The sequence below is a fragment of the Massilia sp. SYSU DXS3249 genome (assembly GCF_053668055.1).
On record NZ_JBSIPX010000004.1, the window covers coordinates 324,453 to 339,927 of the forward strand.

The following is a 15,475-nucleotide window of genomic DNA, read 5'->3' on the forward strand; positions in this document are numbered from 1 at the left end:
AAAAATCGCATAATATTGATCGTATCTATCTGATTTTCTTATACGTACGAATCGATACCGATGAAAGCACTCGACCTGGATGTACTCTCGATGATCGTGGCGGTGGCCGACACCGGCAACATCAGCCGCGCGGCCGAGCTGGTGCACCGCTCGCAGTCGGCGGTGAGCATGCAGATCAAGACGCTCGAGCAGGCGCTCGGCAAGCCGCTCTTCGTGCGCCGGCCGCGCAGCGTGACGCCGACCCAGGACGGCGAAGTCCTGCTGGTCTTCGCGCGGCGCATGCTGGCCTTGCGCGACGAGGCCTGGGCGGCCGTGGTGCGGCCCGATGTCACGGGGCGCGTAGTCATCGGCGTGCCCGACGACTATGCCTCGTCCCTGCTGCCTTCGATTCTGAAAAAATTTTCCGCCACCTACCCGAAGGTCGAGATCCAGGTGGTCGGGCTGCCGAGCGTGCAGCTGGGGCCCCTGGTCAAGGACGGCTCGGTCGATCTGGCCGTTGCGACGCGGGTGCAGGGCCTGTCGGGGGAGTTCATCCGCTTCGAGCCCATGGTCTGGGCCGCGACGGCGAGCGCGGGAGAATTGTGGAAGGAGCGGCCGCTGCCGATCGCGGTGTTCCTGCCCGGCAGCGTCGCGCGCGAAAACGCGATCCGCAGCCTGGAGCGGGCGAAGATCCCTTACCGCACTTCGTACGAGAGCCCCAGCATCCTGGGCCTGCTCAGCATGGTCGAAGCGGGCCTGGCGGTGGCGCCGCTGGCGCGCTGCGCGGTGCCGGCCCATTTCACGCTGCTCGACCAGGCCCACGGACTGCCGGACATCGACCCGCTGGAGATGATCCTCGCGCGCAGCACCAAGTCGCGCCGGCCGCCCTGCGACTTCCTGGCCGAGAAGATCATGGCGGAGCTGCGCCGATAAGCGGTCGATAAGCGGCCGATAAGCAATAAGGGAGGGCGCTCAGGCCCCGCCGCCGCCCGGCTCCGTGCCGGCGTCCGCCCAGTTGTCGGCGGGTATCGCCGTGGTGGACTGCGCATGCAGCAGCGCCTCGAAGGCACTGGCCTCCATCGGCCGGCCGAAGAGGTAGCCCTGGCAGCAGGCACAGCCGATTCCGGCGAGGAAGCTGCGCTGCTCCCGCGTCTCGACGCCCTCCGCAATGATGGCCAGCCCGAGGGACTGGCCGAGGGCCACGATGCTGCGCGCTATCGCCGCATCGTTCGGATTGGAGAGGATGTCGCGCACGAACGAGCGGTCGATCTTGAGCTGGTCCAGGGGCAGGCGCTTCAGATAGGCCAGCGACGAGTAGCCGGTGCCGAAGTCGTCGAGCGAAAAGCCGATGCCGGCCGCTTTCAGCAACAGCATCTTGCCGATGGTGTCGTCGACGTCGTCGATCAGGACGCTCTCCGTCAGCTCGAGTTTCAGGCTGGACGGGGCGATCCCGTACTCGGCTGCGATGTCCAGCACCTCGGCGGCGAAGCCAGGCTGGCGGAACTGGTGGGTGCTGACGTTGACCGCCATCGTCACCCGGTCCAGTCCCGGCATGCGGCGCCAGCTTGCCAGCTGCTCGCAGGCGCGCCGCAGGACCCAGCGGCCCATGGAATGGATCAGTCCCGATGCCTCCGCGACCGGGATGAATTCGTCCGGACCCACCGGCCCGCGCGAGGGGCTGTTCCAGCGCAGCAGGGCCTCGGCGCCGGCGATCCTGCCGCTGTCGTCGACCTGGGGCTGGAACAGCAGGCGGCAGCCCGTTCCATCCTGGGCGGCGCGCAGTTCCGATTCCAGCGCGAGGCGGCGGGTTACCTGCAGTTCCATGTCCGACTGGAAGAAACGCAGGGTATCGCGCCCGTCGCGCTTGGCGCCGTACAGCGCCATGTCGGCGCGCTTCATCAGGGTGTCCATGTCGAGCGCCGTATCCTCGCCCAGGGCGGCGCCCAGGCTGCAGGTGGCGTGGTGGATGTGGCCGTCGAGGTCGAAAGGCGCGCGTATCGCCTCGATGATCTTCCAGCCGGTCGCCGCGGCGTGGTGGCTGGCTTCCAGCTCGTCGCGGCCGACGTCCTCGAGCAGGATCACGAATTCGTCGCCGCCCACGCGCGCCACCGTATCGCCGGCGCGGGTGCAGGCGCTGACGCGGGCGCCCACCTGGCGCAGCAGCTGGTCCCCGGCCTCGTGGCCGTGCACGTCGTTCAGGTCCTTGAAATTGTCGATGTCGAGGAACAGCAGGGCGGCCAGCTGGCCGCTGCGTGCATGCTGGAGCAGGCAGTGCTCGAGGCGCTCGCGCAGCAGGCGCCGGTTCGGCAGCCCGGTCAGGGGATCGAAGTAGGCCAGTTGCGCGATCTCGTCCTGGGCCAGCTTCTGCGCGCTGATGTCGCCCTGGGTGCCGACGAAATGGGTGAGCCGGCCGGCATCGTCGCGCACTTCGGCCAGCGTGAGGCGGGCCGGATACCATTCGCCTCCCTTGCGGCGGCTCCAGACTTCGCCCTGCCACTTGCCGCCGCTCTCGAGCGCCGCCCACATCGGGGCGCCGGCATCCTCGCCGCCGGGGGACAGGGCGTAGGGCGGCAGGGGCTGGCCGATCAGTTCTTCGGGCGCCCAGCCGCTCATGCCGCAAAAGGCCGCGTTGACGCGCAGGATGCGGTGGTCCGGGCCGGCGATGAACATGCCTTCGGAGGACTGGAAGACCGTGGCCGCCACCCGGTTGGCCTCCTCGGCCGCGCGGCGTTCGCTGATGTCGATCGAGATGCCGCACATGCCGTACACGGCGCCGTCTTCCCGGAACAGGGGAATCTTGGTGGTGAGGAGGGTCACGTCCCGTCCATGGACGTCGGGCACGGTTTCCTCGGTCACCACCCGCGTACGGTCGGCCATCGCGCGCCGGTCGTCGCGCGCGATCCGGTCTGCGTCTTTCGAAGCGAACAGCTCGGCGTCGCTGCGCCCGAGGATGTCCGGCCCGGCGCGGCCGAGGAAGGCGTGCAGGGCCCGGTTCGCGTAGCGGTAGCGCGAGCCGGTGTCCTTGATGTAGACCAGGCTGTCGATGCCGTCGAGGATGGTCGCCAGCCGGTGTTCGGTTTCCTTCAGCACGCCGCCCTGGCGCGCGACCTTGCGCCGGAGCCAGGCGGCCGTGGCCAGCGCCAGGGCCAGCATGGCCAGCACCAGGCCGGCGCCCCACCAGGCCAGGGGCGGAACGCGCGCCAGCAAGCTGCGCGAACTCCAGCGGTCGAGGATCTCGAAGTAGACCGAATGCGGGTCGGCCTGCCAGGCGCCCAGCCTGCGGTCGAGGGCCGCGCGCAGGTCCGCGTTCCTGCCCTTGCCGGTGGCGTAGAAGAGGCGGGCCGGCTGGAACATGATGGGCGTCTCGCGCAGGCCATAGCGCGGCGCCTGGACGTCGCCCACGAACTTGCTGGCGACCACCGCCTCGGCCCAGCCGCGCCGGACCAGCTCGAAGCCTTCGGGGACCGACATGACCGGCACCAGGGTGGGGGCGGCCCCGAAGCCGCCGGCGAATTCAGAGAAATAGCGTTCCTGGATGGAGCCGGACAGGACGGCGATGCGCTTGCCGCCGAGGTCGGAGACCGAACCGATCGCGGTGCCGCTGCGCCGGTACAGCTGCGACCAGCTGAACAGGGCCGGCACCCGGGGGAAGTCGAATACCCGGGTGCGCTCCTCGGTCCAGGCGACGTCGGGCAGCACGTCGATGGCGCCGTCGCCGAGGGCGGCGAGGCAGTGCGACCACTGGCAGCGGACGAATTGCAGTTCCCAGCCTTCGAGGCGGGCCACTTCGCGCAGCAGCTCGACCATGATGCCGTCCGCCCGTCCCCCGGCGTCCGCATACACCTTCGGTGCGTTGTCGTAGATCCCGACCCTGACCACGCGTTCCGGCGCCGCCCCGTGGGCCAGCAGGGAAACCGACAGGGCAAGCAGGAAGAGTATCCGCTGTATCAAGAAGCAAGCCTTTCGCTGGGTCGTTACCGGCAGGCGCCGCAGGGTTGACGCGTCATCTTATCTTATGCAGCCGGGGTCGCGGCGTATGTACCGCAGCGCACGTTTTGGCTTCGACAGGGCGACAGCCAGGCTGCGCCGTGTGCGGGCCGATGGCGACAGGGCAGGGACGATGTGAGACAATGCCCGACTCCTTACCGATCCTGTAAAGCCCTGTTATTGCAGGGCTTTATGTTTTGCATTTGCCATATCGCCGGAATGACGCGTCGTCGTCCTGGCACGAATCTGGATACTTTCCATGGAAATCAAAGTCAACTTCCTCGACAAGCTGCGGCTCGAGGCCAAATTCGACGACTTCACGGTGATCGCCGACCAGCCGATCCGCTACAAGGGCGACGGCTCGGCGCCGGGTCCCTTCGATTACTTCCTGGCCTCGTCGGCCCTGTGCGCGGCCTATTTCGTGAAGTTGTACTGCAATACCCGGAATATCCCGACCGAGAATATACGCCTCTCGCAGAACAATATCGTCGACCCGGAAAACCGCTACAAGCAGATCTTCAAGATCCAGGTCGAGCTGCCAACCGATATTTCCGAGAAGGACCGCCAGGGCATCCTGCGCTCGATCGAGCGCTGCACGGTGAAGAAAGTCGTACAGGAAGGGCCGGAATTCGTGATCGAAGAGGTGGCGAACCTGGATGCCGATGCGCAGGCGCTGCTGACCCTGCAGCCGGATGGCGCATCGATGACCTACATTCCGGGCAAGGACCTGCCGCTGGAGCAGACCATCGCCAACATGTCGGCAAAACTGGCCAGCTGGGGCATCAAGATCGAAATCGCGTCCTGGCGCAATATCGTGCCGAACGTGTGGTCGCTGCATATCCGCGACGCGCATTCGCCGATGTGCTTCACCAACGGCAAAGGCGCGACCAAGGAAAGCGCATTGGCGTCGGCGCTGGGCGAATACATCGAGCGCCTGAACAACAACCACTTCTATGCCGGCGTGTACTGGGGCGAGGACATCGCCAGGGCTGACTTCGTGCATTACCCGAACGAGCGCTGGTTCAAGCCGGGCCGCAACGACGCGCTGCCCGCCGGGATTCTCGACGAGTATTGCCTCGGCATCTACGATCCGGAGGGCGAGCTGCGCGGCTCGCACCTGATCGACACCAATTCCGGCAACGTGGAACGCGGGATCGTGTCGCTGCCGTTCAAGCGCGAGTCAGACGGCGAGACCGTGTATTTCCCGTCCAACCTGATCGAGAACCTGTATGCCAGCAACGGCATGAGCGCCGGGAATACGCTGGTCGAGGCACAGGTGCAGTGCCTGTCCGAGATTTTTGAACGCGCCGTGAAACGCGAAATCCTGGAAGGCGAGCTCGCCTTGCCGGACGTGCCGCAAGAAGTGCTGGCGAAATACCCCGGCATCCAGGCCGGGATCGCGGGCCTGGAAGAGCAGGGTTTCCCGGTGCTGGTCAAGGATGCCTCGCTCGGCGGCCAATATCCCGTCATGTGCGTCACCCTGATGAACCCGCGCACCGGCGGCGTCTTCGCCTCGTTTGGTGCGCACCCGAGTTTCGAAGTGGCGCTGGAACGCAGCCTGACCGAATTGCTGCAGGGGCGCAGTTTCGAAGGCCTGAACGATTTGCCGCAGCCGACCTTCGCCAGCGAAGCCGTCACCGAGCCGTATAACTTCGTCGAGCACTTCATCGATTCCAGCGGCGTGGTGTCGTGGCGCTTCTTCAGCGCGAAGTCGGACTACGATTTCGTGGAATGGGATTTCTCCGGCGAGGGCAAGGATTCGAACGCCCAGGAAGCAGCGACCCTGCTCGGCATCCTCGAGGAGATGGGCAAGGAAGTCTACACGGCGGTCTACGACGAACTGGGTGCGGTTGCCTGCCGTATCCTGGTGCCGGGTTATTCCGAAATCTATCCGGTCGAAGACCTGGTCTGGGATAACACCAACAAGTCGCTGCTGTTCCGGGAAGACATCCTGAACCTGCACCGCCTCGACGACGACGCTTTGTCCGACCTGCTCGACCGCCTGGAAAACAACGAGCTCGACGAGTACTCCGACATCGCCAGCCTGATCGGCATCGAGTTCGACGAAAACACGGTGTGGGGCCAATTGACGGTCCTGGAACTGCGGCTCCTGATCAACCTCGCGCTCAACGAATTCGAAGCGGCCCACGACCTGGTCGGCGCCTTCCTGCAGTACAACGACAATACCCTCGAGCGCAAACTGTTCTACCAGGCGCTCAACGTGGTGCTGGAAGTGGTGCTCGACGAGGAACTGGAACTCGACGACTACGTCGCCAACTTCCGCCGCATGTACGGCAACGAGCGCATGGATGCCGCCCTGGGTTCGGTGGACGGCAGCGTGCGTTTCCATGGGCTGACCGAGACGAGCATGAAGCTGGAAGGGCTGGACCGGCACCATCGCCTGATCGACAGCTACCGCAAGCTGCACGCGGCGCGCGCGAAGGCGGCCTTGCGGTAAGGCTTAGAGCGCCTAACAAAACCTCCATGGCTGCGTTGCATCGTCTCGCCGTACCCTCGTACTGTCTTCGACGATGCGCCTTGCCCTGAAGGTCTTGTTAGGCGCTCTTAATCCCCGGGCAGCCAGGGATCGCCGTGCGGCCGCGGGAACTCCGCGGCCATGAAGTCGACGAAGCTGCGCACCTTGGCCGACAGCAGGCGCCGGCTCGGGTAGACCATCATCACCGACAGCTGGCCCACGTGATGGCCCTGCAGCAGCTGCACCAGGCGGCCGCTGGCCAGGTCGCCTTCGAGCGTGAACGAGGAGCGCGGCATGATGCCCATCCCGGCCAGCGCCGCCTCGCGCAGGATGTCGCCGCTGTTCGACACCATGCGGCTGTTGACCGGCACGTCCACCACCTCGTCGTCCCAGGCCACCGGCCAGCTGTGGCGCAGCTGCTCGAAGGCGAAGTTCAGGCAGTCGTGCTGCGCGAGGTCGGCCGGGCTGGCCGGCGCCCCGCGGCGCGCCAGGTAGTCCGGGGAGGCGGTCAGCACGATGTTCGAGGTGGCCAGGCGGCGCACGATCATGCTGGCGTCGAACTTCTGCAGGCCGATGAAGATGCCGACGTCGAAACCCTGCTCGACCAGGTCGACGTCGTCGTCGGCCAGCGTCACGTCGGGCACCACGCTGGGCGTCGCCTGCGCGAAGCGCGGCAGCAGCCGGGCCAGCTGCGACTTGCCGAAGGTCGGATGGCAGTAGATGCGCAGGGTGCCGCTCGGCTGCTGCGAGCTGGACGAGGCGGTGGCCTCGGCGTCGTCGATGTCGAGCAGGATCTGGCGCACCCGCTCCAGGTAGTGCTGGCCGGTCTCGGTCAGCGACAGGCGGCGCGTGGTGCGGTTCAGGAGGCGGGTGCCGAGGTGGGCTTCCAGGTCCGCGACATTGCGCGTCACGACCGCCGCCGACATGCCCAGGGCCCCCGCCGCGCCGGCAAAGCTGCCCTGGTCGACCACCTTGGCGAACACCCGCATCGACACCAGCCTGTCCATCCCTGTCTCCATTATTTCGATTCCCGCAATTATACCTTGCCAGGAATGCCATTTATTGCAGGGCTTGGAAGGACTAGACTGGGTGCATTCGAGCTGAAACGCTCTCCACGTGAGCTTCGAGGCTCAGTCAGTTTTTTCGGGAGATAGTCATGAACGTCAAGAATTTCATCGCCGCCGCCGCATTTATCGCCACCGGGACCGCGTTTGCTGCGGAGACGCCAGACGCCGCCGCGGCTGCCGGCACGACCGCTACGGTCGCCACCGCGAGCGCGCCGGAAGCCAGCCAGGCGCCCGCACGCAAGGACGACACGGCCGACATTGTCAAGGAGTACAAGACGCCACTGGCGATCCAGCTGGACCAGTATAAAAACTGAGCAAGAACTAAGCGCCCAGCCCACTTCGGTGGGCTTTTTTTCGTTTAGAGCGGCCGCACCCAGATGTTGCGGAAGCTGACCGCGTCGCCGTGATCCTGCAGCTTGATCGGGGCAGGGCCGTGCTTGCGGTAAGCCGGCTTGCCCGCATATACCGTTTCTCCCTGGAGGGCGGCGTGGTTCTGCACCACGACGCCATTGTGCAGCGCCGTCACATGGCCCGGCGCTACCAGCGCCCCATCGCTTGCGAAACGCGGCGCGGTCCAGATGATGTCGTAGGCCTGCCATTCGCCGGCCGCGGCGCAGGCGTTGACCAGGGGAGGGTGCTGCTTGTAGAGGCTGGCCGCCTGCCCGTTCGCATAGGTCTTGTTATCGCTGCAGTCGAGGATCTGGAGCTCGTAGCCGCTGCCCTTGCCGGTCGATGCGAGGAACAGGCCGCTGTTGCCCCTGGCCTGGCCGCTCCCGGCCAGCTTCGCCGGCGCGCGCCATTCGAGGTGGATCTGGTAGTCGGTGAACAGGCGCCGGGTCTGGATGTCGCCGCTCCCGCCGCGCACCGTGAGAGTGCCGCCGTCGACGACCCAGGCGGCCGGCTGGCCTGGGGAAACCGACGAGACCCATTCGCGCAGGTCCTTCCCGTCGAACAGCACAATCGCGTCCGACGGCGCCGCGGCCGGGGAGCCGGGCAGCACGCGCGCCGGTTCCGGCGCCCACGCTTCCGTGTCTTTCGGATCCGGCGGCTGCCGGTCCTGGGCGGTCGATGGCAGCATCAGCGACCATCCAATCAATGCCACACCGAGTTTTGCGATCATGCCTGGCTGTCCATATGAGAGGGCAGGCAGCAGCATAACAGGTTGCCAACGCGAAAACTCACCGACCGTCACGAAACCCACCTTCCGATACGGTAAATCCGATCTCCTGCAACTACGCAGTCAACGCGACATAAGCAGAAATCGTAACGTCGCCAGCACGTCCGGCAGCGAACGCCGCTACACTGGTCATTCCGATTCACGGCAAGCCTGCCGACGTCACTGCAGGCGGCGACTTCTTACGGAAACCGATTATGCACCGCACCTGCTTGCGCAATGACCGCACATCACACACCCGCCGTAGGCTACCGATTCTGCTGGCCTGCCTGTCGGCTCTGACGCTATTCACATCCGCTACTATCGATGCTGCGACACAAGTAGCGCCCACCGGTGCGCGCTATGAACGCGTCGTACCCAGCCCGGATGGCATCGGCAAGCGCTACATGGGCCGCGAAATCGCCGGCGTGATGGGGTGGGAGGGCGCGCAATGGCTCGAGCGGGAAAGCCGGGCACGCGAGGAGCGACCGGAATTGCTTCTGCGGGAACTGGCACTGACGCCCGGCATGAACGTGGCCGACATCGGCGCCGGCACCGGTTACTACACGTGGCAGCTGGCGCAACGGGTCGGGCCTGGCGGACGGGTATATGCAGTCGACGTACAGCCGGAAATGATCAGGATGCTCGACAGCCAGATGGCAAAGCGCGGCGTGCGCAATGTGGTCTCGGTGCTGGGCAGCGAAACCACCGTCAAATTGCCTCCGGCCAGCGTCGATTTGGCAATCATGGTCGACGTCTATCACGAGCTCGCCTATCCCTCGGAGGTCCTCGACAGCATTGTCGACGCACTCAAGCCGGGCGGGCGCGTCGTTTTCGTCGAATACCGGGCCGAGGACCCGGCGGTCGCGATCAAGCCGCTGCATAAAATGAGCGAGCGGCAGATACGGCGTGAGGCCACGGCGCATGGACTGACATGGGAGCGCAGCATCGAATCGCTGCCGATCCAGCATGCGATCGTGTTCCGGAAGCCCTGAGCGCAGATGTTCCTGCCCTGGCTAGCGATGCGTAGCGACCCGAGGGCTGAAGTGGCATAGCCTCGTCGCCAAGCAGACATAGCATGTCGCTACCGTACCTTGTCTTGGCCGGGCACCCGAATCTCGTCGCAAACTAGTGGCGGCCGGAGCCGCCGTTCTGTACTTTGCTGTTTGCGTACACCCACGTGTATTCGGCGCCAAACAGGAAAATCTGCGCAGAATAGTAGAACCACGCGACAAGAATTACAAACGAGCCGGCTGCGCCAAAGCCGGAAGCCACGCTCGATTTCGCGAGGTACAAGCCGATCAATGATTTGCCGATGTTAAAGAGCAAGGCCGTTACGGCGGCCCCCATCCAGACATCGTGCCAGGATATCTTCGCGGTTGGCATGAGCTTGTAAATCATCGCAAACAGAACGGTAAAGAGAGCGAGCGAGGCGGCGAAATTCAATATATTCGCTAAAACGCTTTCCGCCGCAGTCCCCCCTCCCAACCATTCGCTCGTCGCTGCGAGCGCAGCGCTGACGACGAGCGAAATCATCAGCATGAACGCGAATCCGAGAACCAGGCCGAAGGATAATACGCGGCTGCGCAACCAACCCCAAATGCCTGACGGCTTCTCTTTCGCTGGAACTTGCCAGATGCGGTCCAGATCAGTTTGCAGCTCGGCAAAAATCGCGGTTGCGCCCAGCAGCAGTAGAAAACCGCCAACGACACTGGCGACAATCCCCGTGGACGGTTCGCGCGCGGCCTGTAGCAAGCCCTGCACAGCCGTCGCTCCTTCTTGACCCATGATGCCTTGAAGCTGGGCGATAATTGCTCCTTGCGCAGCTTCCTGTCCAAATACCATCCCGGCAATCGCGATGATCAGCACCAGTAGCGGTGCCAGCGAAAACAGCGTGTAGTACGACAGCGCTGCTCCCATGCTCGGCGCGTAATCATCCATCCATGCTTTCGCTGCCGCCACGATGATTTGCCATTGCCTACCGATCCAGCTCGCCGAGGTTTGCTCGAACCTCGGGCGCGAGGGAGTGCTTGCAGCTTTTTCCGCCTCCTTTGCGTCGGGTTTGCGGTCTTCTGAAGGCGGCGGAGCATGTTTTGGCCCCTGGACTGGGGCGGATGGGGCGACGCTGGCATTGTTCATGGCCGAGGCAAAAAGCCCGACGAGAGGTACAAGAAAACTACCAGCTTTCAGAAGCTCGTCCGTGTCGTTGCTGTGTTCAGGTGCCCTGGTGTAGTTCGGCGTTTTCTTGCGCCTGAGGAGCGCATAGCCCGCGGCTGCAATCCCTAGCACTGCGGCACCACGCACATACCGAGAGGAAAGCACATCTGAAGCCTTGGATTTGAACACATTCGATTGCTCATCGATTCCCAACTCGGCGGCAGCTACGCAGTTTTTGGCTTCTTGCTTTTCTGGAACGGTAGCGGTCATATTGTCCTCATGTAGTCTGCATTCGTGCCGGGCCGCCTTGGCATGACGACAAAATGCTTCGTTTTTTTTTGCTCAATTGTTTCGATGGCATGCTCGTCGCGTATTACTGCCATCGCATCCGGTGGCTACCAGGGATCTGCATGCAGGTTCCTGGAAAGCTTTACCGTAAGCCTTTTTTGAGGACGGTTCGGTACGATGACTCACCGTCTGCAGAAGCGAAGAGAGGATTATTGCCACTGAAGGTGCTGCTGTCGTACTGAGGCCGCGTTGTTGAAGGAGCGCAGCCCAAAGGACCGCTGACGACCCGGAGCGGACGTTTGGTAGCGTCCGCTTTCGACCCGAAGCAGACGGTCGTTCTGGTCATTTCTTGGATGACCTTTTGCTCATGGCTGCCTTAACTTTTGCGGCGACTTCCTTCTCTTGAAAGCCGTAGATTCCGTGCGATCCGTCGCAGTCGTGGATTCCATCTATGCCTGCCTTCTTGAAGATGATGTAGGTCTGAGCGACAGACATCGAAACCCCGCAATCCCCTCCACCCAGGCCAGTTTGCAACATCATCTCGCCGGTACGGGAGGCTCCTTTAAGCGTTCGCCGAACTTCAAACCGGCCTTGGATGAAGGGCCACTTACGGTTGGGATCCACTCTTATAACTCTCGCTTCTTCAAGCGTCGCGAAGTAGATCTCGTCAGCATCCTTTACGAACTCGTTGAAAGACTTTACGGGACAGCTGCATGCTACCGCCTGATTGCAGAACAATCCCAAAAGCGAGACGACGAGTAAAAGATTTTTCAAGAATGGCTCCGAGAGGTCTACTGAAGGTCCGCTTCTGGCCGAAGGCAGACCTCAGGTAACGTCCGCTTCCGACCCGAAAGCAGACGTCCAGAATGGCTCAGTGTATGGTTTTGCTGTCAGAACAAGCGATGGGTTTGATAGGCCCTTACCCGTCAGCTTTTACACATCCGACATATTGGACGCTGCAGCGAACACAGCAACTAAGAGCACTGTTAGCGCGAACGACATCCAGAGAATGCGACTTCTTTTAGGGTGGTTCCGGTCGAGAGCAATGCCTATGGTGATGCCTACAAACATTCCCAGCCCTTGTCCAAGAGTGAAGGGAAATCCAAGTACGACAGCCAAAGCGCTTCCGATTCCCATGCCAAGAAAAAGTCCGGCTACTACTGGTTGGTGTTTTCCTATCGGGGGAATTGCAAGTTGTTCCATTTATCTTCTATGCTTGGTTGCCGGAACGCTTGGCAGGATGGCCTGGTGGTAAGGTGCTACACAACCGTGTTAGGTCGATTGCCGGAGTTCTGTTACGCCAGTCTACTGCAAGAGGTTGGTCAGGCGGAAATTTTTGCGAGCTGCAGGGTGGGCAGAATGGTCTGCTCTCGACCCGAAGCAGCCATTCACCCCGGCTCGGCTACGCCTCTTTTAAATCTCGGAACCACGCCGGCCAGTCATCATGCACGGCGTAATGGGCGACGAACTCAGCAGCTGTTTTTTCGCTGACCTTTTTCTCCGCCAAATAGTCGAGTTGGGTAAGTAGGTCTTCGTGATCGAGTACAACCTCGAAGCCCTCATCTGCAACCTGCGAAGGCATGCAAAAGTCATCCGTAAGTACGATATACCTGGCATCGCTGCCCCATGTGAATGGTGGCTTGGCGACCAATACCATGTCGTCCGACACCCCGCGCGCTTTCGCAATTGCTTCTTGAAGGTTCACACCTTCTCTCCCAAGGTAACGCTCTTAACGAGCTGATGATAAGTAGTTTACTCGACATTGCTTACGTCCGCTTCTGGCCGGTTGCGGACCTATTGTAGCGTCTGCTTCCGACCCATTGCGGACGTTCATGGTCGCATTTCTTGCAGCAGCTAGATCAGCTTGGCTCGTAGTCTGCTTCACAAAATATGCGTGTGTGGTTTGCGAACTCAGTACCGGCGAGATCTTCTTCAATGACTGCCTTCGCCATTTCGAAGTCAACGACGTAGCTGCAGACCTCCATAGAGCCGCCACCAATGCTTCCCCCGTCGCACATTCCTAAACCCGTCCAACCTAAAATCTCGTTCATGCGGTCTTCAAGCCGATGCCGTTTCTCGAGATCGTCGCCTGTACCCATGCCATCGACGGCGTATTCAACAAGCAGAGTGTGGTGGTCGTCCAGGTCGATTGGACAAAAGCCTAGCTTGACCAAACGATCTATCTCTTTCTGAATGGTCTTCTCAGCCTTAGCGAACAGATTAGATCGGACGTTTCTGGATTCACCGTGGGTACCGAGTTCGCCCCAATGGATGGTGTGCGAGCCACTATCGTCCTCCCAAGTCTCCCAGTATTCCTTTTTTCCATCGGCAAAACGATATAGCTTCAGCACACAGATTCCTTAGGTTTGTAGGTCACCCACTAGTGAGGCGCTGCGGTAAATCTTTGGACGTCCGGTATTGGCCGAAAGCGGACCTATTGTAGCGTCCGCTAACGACCCAGAGCGGACGGTCGGGTGATCAACTTTTGTGTGCAATCGATTCTGGCAACGGTGTTCCATCCTCAAAGGCGACCAGTTCTTCCCTGGCCATTAGCACTAGCGCTTCAACCTGCGCAAATGGCAACCCGTCGGAAAACAGCGAGACCGTTAGCGAGTTGTTAGCATCACATCTAAATACCTCGGCGAGCACGTTGCCAACCTCGTCGGTGAGTTCCACCCCTAGGCCATCACGGCGAATATCCGAAGCGATCTGTAACCGATACTCCATATATTTCCCTGAGTGTTTCAACGGCCGCTCCTGGCCGATACCAGACGTGCAGTGTACGAGCTTGTTGCTAATACATCAATAACAGGTTTTGCCAGGGATGCTAAGCGTCTTCACCGCGCACCGTCCCCAACACCTGAAACGGCGTACCCCAATAGATGTTGTTGACCACCACCACATTCGACGAGGTCCCGTCCACATACACGCCGCCGCGCGTCGGTCCCGTGAAGAGGTTATTGGTGATCAGGGTCCGGGTTCCGTAGATATAGGCAAGCTGGATGTGGTACTGGAACCGGCTCGGCACGGTGCCGTCGCTGCGGCGGTCGAGGACGGAGTAGGTGCAGTTCGAGTCCAGCAGGTTGCTGGCGATCATGTGCCCGCCCGTGTCCGGTATGCGCCCGGGGGCGCCGCCGCCGTAGAGCTGGATGCCGTTGCCTTCGTTGTTGGCCACGTGGTTCCAGTGCACGGCGCAGCGGACGACGCCGTCGTCCAGGCCGATGCCGACGCCCTCGGTCCCATTGTCCAGCGTGCCGCCGTAGTTGACGTTGAACATGCAGGTGTTGCCCCGGACGGTGTGGTCCGCCACGGCCCCGGGCCCGGCCGCCGACGACAGTTCGATGCCGCGCCCGTAATAGGCCGGGCCGAAGAGACCGCCGTTTCGGTTGCAGGTGTTGCCTTCGATGAGGAAGGAAGTGGCGAAGCCGCCGATGTGGATGCCGAAATGCTTGTTGGCGCTGCAGTCGTTGTTGCTCACGTGGTTGCGGTCGCCGTTGACGATGAAGAGTCCGCTGAGCATGCCGGTGACGACGTTGCGGGCGAAGGTCGCCGCGCGGCCGTTCACGAGATAGATGCCGATTGCACCCGGATTGGCGTTGTAGGGCTCTCCCAGCGGCGGAGATACCCGGTTTCTCCGGATGAACAGCCTGGTGAGCGCGGCCGCGCTGCTGTAGGTTTCGCAGCGGATGCCGTGCGATGCGGGGCTGCCGCCGCCGCGGTGGTACACGGTATTGCCGGTGATCCTGATGTCGTCGATGCCGGTATTGCCGGCGACGAGGATGCCGTGGTTCGCATACGCGGGGTCGCAAGCCACGACATCGAGCGTGCAGCGGGCGATGGTCACCTCGCTCTTCTCGAACACGTAGATGCCCGCGCAGTTCGAGGTGAGTGCACAGTTCTCGACCGTGCAGCCGTGGCCCAGCCAGATCAGCGCGACGTCGCTCGCTTCCGGCAGGGCGGGGTTGCGGATGTCCAGGTCGCGGTAGGTGACGAAATCGCGCTCCTGGCCGAAGACGGCGATCGAGCCGCCTTCCTGCGGCGTGACGGGACTGCCGGGGAGCAGGATGATGGGCCTGGGCTGAGAGGGATCGTCGGTTCCATCGCTTCGGTAATATGCGCCGACCGTGATGCGCGCGAGGCGGGTGCCGCTGGCCGCCAGCCGGAACACGCCCGCGTAGGCGGTGCCGCGCTTCTGCAGGTAGGTATTGCCGGGCGACCAGACGACGCTGGTCCAGGACGCGAAAGGGTTGGAGAGGCTGCCGTCGCCGGGGCCGGCGGCGCTGGGGTCGACGTAGAAGGTCGCCATGATCTCACCTGTCGTAGCAAGAAACGTTGACCCGCGCGCCGCCGGTGTGCGCGGCAGGGGAG

General features: G+C 62.6%; 14 protein-coding genes. 4 read left to right on the forward strand and 10 right to left on the reverse strand.

What is annotated here, in order from left to right; all coding sequences use genetic code 11:
• The first annotated feature begins 60 nt into the window (after nt 1–60).
• Entirely contained in the window at nt 61–912 is an 852-nt protein-coding gene (locus tag ACWCIA_RS07575; RefSeq protein ID WP_454161997.1) for a LysR substrate-binding domain-containing protein, read from the forward strand.
• Between the two features lie 39 nt (nt 913–951).
• On the opposite strand, the gene ACWCIA_RS07580 is transcribed toward ACWCIA_RS07575, so the two are convergent.
• Entirely contained in the window at nt 952–3,930 is a 2,979-nt protein-coding gene (locus ACWCIA_RS07580) for an EAL domain-containing protein (RefSeq protein ID WP_454161998.1), read from the reverse strand.
• Nucleotides 3,931–4,225: 295 nt separating this feature from the next.
• Between ACWCIA_RS07580 and ACWCIA_RS07585 the strand changes: the two genes are divergently transcribed.
• Nucleotides 4,226–6,424, forward strand: a complete 2,199-nt coding sequence (locus ACWCIA_RS07585; protein ID WP_454162000.1) for an OsmC domain/YcaO domain-containing protein — start codon at nt 4,226–4,228, stop codon at nt 6,422–6,424.
• 107 nt (nt 6,425–6,531) lie between these two features.
• On the opposite strand, the gene ACWCIA_RS07590 is transcribed toward ACWCIA_RS07585, so the two are convergent.
• The gene (locus ACWCIA_RS07590; protein ID WP_454162002.1) at nt 6,532–7,449 is read right to left on the reverse strand and encodes a LysR family transcriptional regulator; all 918 of its coding nucleotides are present in this window, start codon (nt 7,447–7,449) and stop codon (nt 6,532–6,534) included.
• A 149-nt stretch (nt 7,450–7,598) separates the two neighbouring features.
• Between ACWCIA_RS07590 and ACWCIA_RS07595 the strand changes: the two genes are divergently transcribed.
• Nucleotides 7,599–7,823: a hypothetical protein gene (locus tag ACWCIA_RS07595; protein WP_454162003.1), complete on the forward strand. Its 225-nt coding sequence runs from the start codon at nt 7,599–7,601 to the stop codon at nt 7,821–7,823.
• A 44-nt stretch (nt 7,824–7,867) separates the two neighbouring features.
• On the opposite strand, the gene ACWCIA_RS07600 is transcribed toward ACWCIA_RS07595, so the two are convergent.
• On the reverse strand, nt 7,868–8,629 hold the full coding sequence (locus tag ACWCIA_RS07600; RefSeq protein ID WP_454162005.1) for a 3-keto-disaccharide hydrolase: 762 nt from the start codon (nt 8,627–8,629) through the stop codon (nt 7,868–7,870).
• 251 nt (nt 8,630–8,880) lie between these two features.
• Here ACWCIA_RS07600 and ACWCIA_RS07605 point away from each other — a divergent pair, with 251 nt between their 5' ends.
• Nucleotides 8,881–9,657: a class I SAM-dependent methyltransferase gene (locus ACWCIA_RS07605; protein ID WP_454162007.1), complete on the forward strand. Its 777-nt coding sequence runs from the start codon at nt 8,881–8,883 to the stop codon at nt 9,655–9,657.
• Between the two features lie 133 nt (nt 9,658–9,790).
• On the opposite strand, the gene ACWCIA_RS07610 is transcribed toward ACWCIA_RS07605, so the two are convergent.
• The 7 genes from ACWCIA_RS07610 to ACWCIA_RS07640 all read right to left on the reverse strand — a co-directional run bounded on the left by ACWCIA_RS07610 (nt 9,791) and on the right by ACWCIA_RS07640 (nt 15,413).
• Entirely contained in the window at nt 9,791–11,089 is a 1,299-nt protein-coding gene (locus ACWCIA_RS07610) for a YihY/virulence factor BrkB family protein (protein ID WP_454162009.1), read from the reverse strand.
• 360 nt (nt 11,090–11,449) lie between these two features.
• Nucleotides 11,450–11,881 carry a hypothetical protein gene (locus tag ACWCIA_RS07615; protein WP_454162010.1) on the reverse strand — a complete coding sequence of 144 codons (432 nt, stop codon included), beginning with the start codon at nt 11,879–11,881 and terminating at the stop codon, nt 11,450–11,452.
• Between the two features lie 159 nt (nt 11,882–12,040).
• Nucleotides 12,041–12,310, reverse strand: a complete 270-nt coding sequence (locus tag ACWCIA_RS07620; protein WP_454162011.1) for a hypothetical protein — start codon at nt 12,308–12,310, stop codon at nt 12,041–12,043.
• 199 nt (nt 12,311–12,509) lie between these two features.
• Nucleotides 12,510–12,812 carry a hypothetical protein gene (locus ACWCIA_RS07625; protein WP_454162013.1) on the reverse strand — a complete coding sequence of 101 codons (303 nt, stop codon included), beginning with the start codon at nt 12,810–12,812 and terminating at the stop codon, nt 12,510–12,512.
• Between the two features lie 154 nt (nt 12,813–12,966).
• A complete protein-coding gene (locus ACWCIA_RS07630) occupies nt 12,967–13,458 on the reverse strand; it encodes a hypothetical protein (RefSeq protein WP_454162015.1) in 492 nt (163 codons plus the stop codon).
• A 127-nt stretch (nt 13,459–13,585) separates the two neighbouring features.
• The gene (locus tag ACWCIA_RS07635) at nt 13,586–13,855 is read right to left on the reverse strand and encodes a hypothetical protein (protein ID WP_454162017.1); all 270 of its coding nucleotides are present in this window, start codon (nt 13,853–13,855) and stop codon (nt 13,586–13,588) included.
• 79 nt (nt 13,856–13,934) lie between these two features.
• Nucleotides 13,935–15,413 carry a right-handed parallel beta-helix repeat-containing protein gene (locus ACWCIA_RS07640; RefSeq protein ID WP_454162018.1) on the reverse strand — a complete coding sequence of 493 codons (1,479 nt, stop codon included), beginning with the start codon at nt 15,411–15,413 and terminating at the stop codon, nt 13,935–13,937.
• Nucleotides 15,414–15,475: the final 62 nt, after the last annotated feature.

Bases quoted from the DNA above. Each gene is read 5' to 3' on its own strand.
- ACWCIA_RS07590 (WP_454162002.1), bottom strand. From the start codon at position 7,449: ATGGACAGGCTGGTGTCGATGCGGGTGTTCGCCAAGGTGGTCGACCAG.
- ACWCIA_RS07640 (WP_454162018.1), bottom strand. From the start codon at position 15,413: ATGGCGACCTTCTACGTCGACCCCAGCGCCGCCGGCCCCGGCGACGGC.
- ACWCIA_RS07595 (WP_454162003.1), top strand. From the start codon at position 7,599: ATGAACGTCAAGAATTTCATCGCCGCCGCCGCATTTATCGCCACCGGG.
- ACWCIA_RS07585 (WP_454162000.1), top strand. From the start codon at position 4,226: ATGGAAATCAAAGTCAACTTCCTCGACAAGCTGCGGCTCGAGGCCAAA.
- ACWCIA_RS07605 (WP_454162007.1), top strand. From the start codon at position 8,881: ATGCACCGCACCTGCTTGCGCAATGACCGCACATCACACACCCGCCGT.
- ACWCIA_RS07620 (WP_454162011.1), bottom strand. From the start codon at position 12,310: ATGGAACAACTTGCAATTCCCCCGATAGGAAAACACCAACCAGTAGTA.
- ACWCIA_RS07600 (WP_454162005.1), bottom strand. From the start codon at position 8,629: ATGATCGCAAAACTCGGTGTGGCATTGATTGGATGGTCGCTGATGCTG.
- ACWCIA_RS07575 (WP_454161997.1), top strand. From the start codon at position 61: ATGAAAGCACTCGACCTGGATGTACTCTCGATGATCGTGGCGGTGGCC.
- ACWCIA_RS07610 (WP_454162009.1), bottom strand. From the start codon at position 11,089: ATGACCGCTACCGTTCCAGAAAAGCAAGAAGCCAAAAACTGCGTAGCT.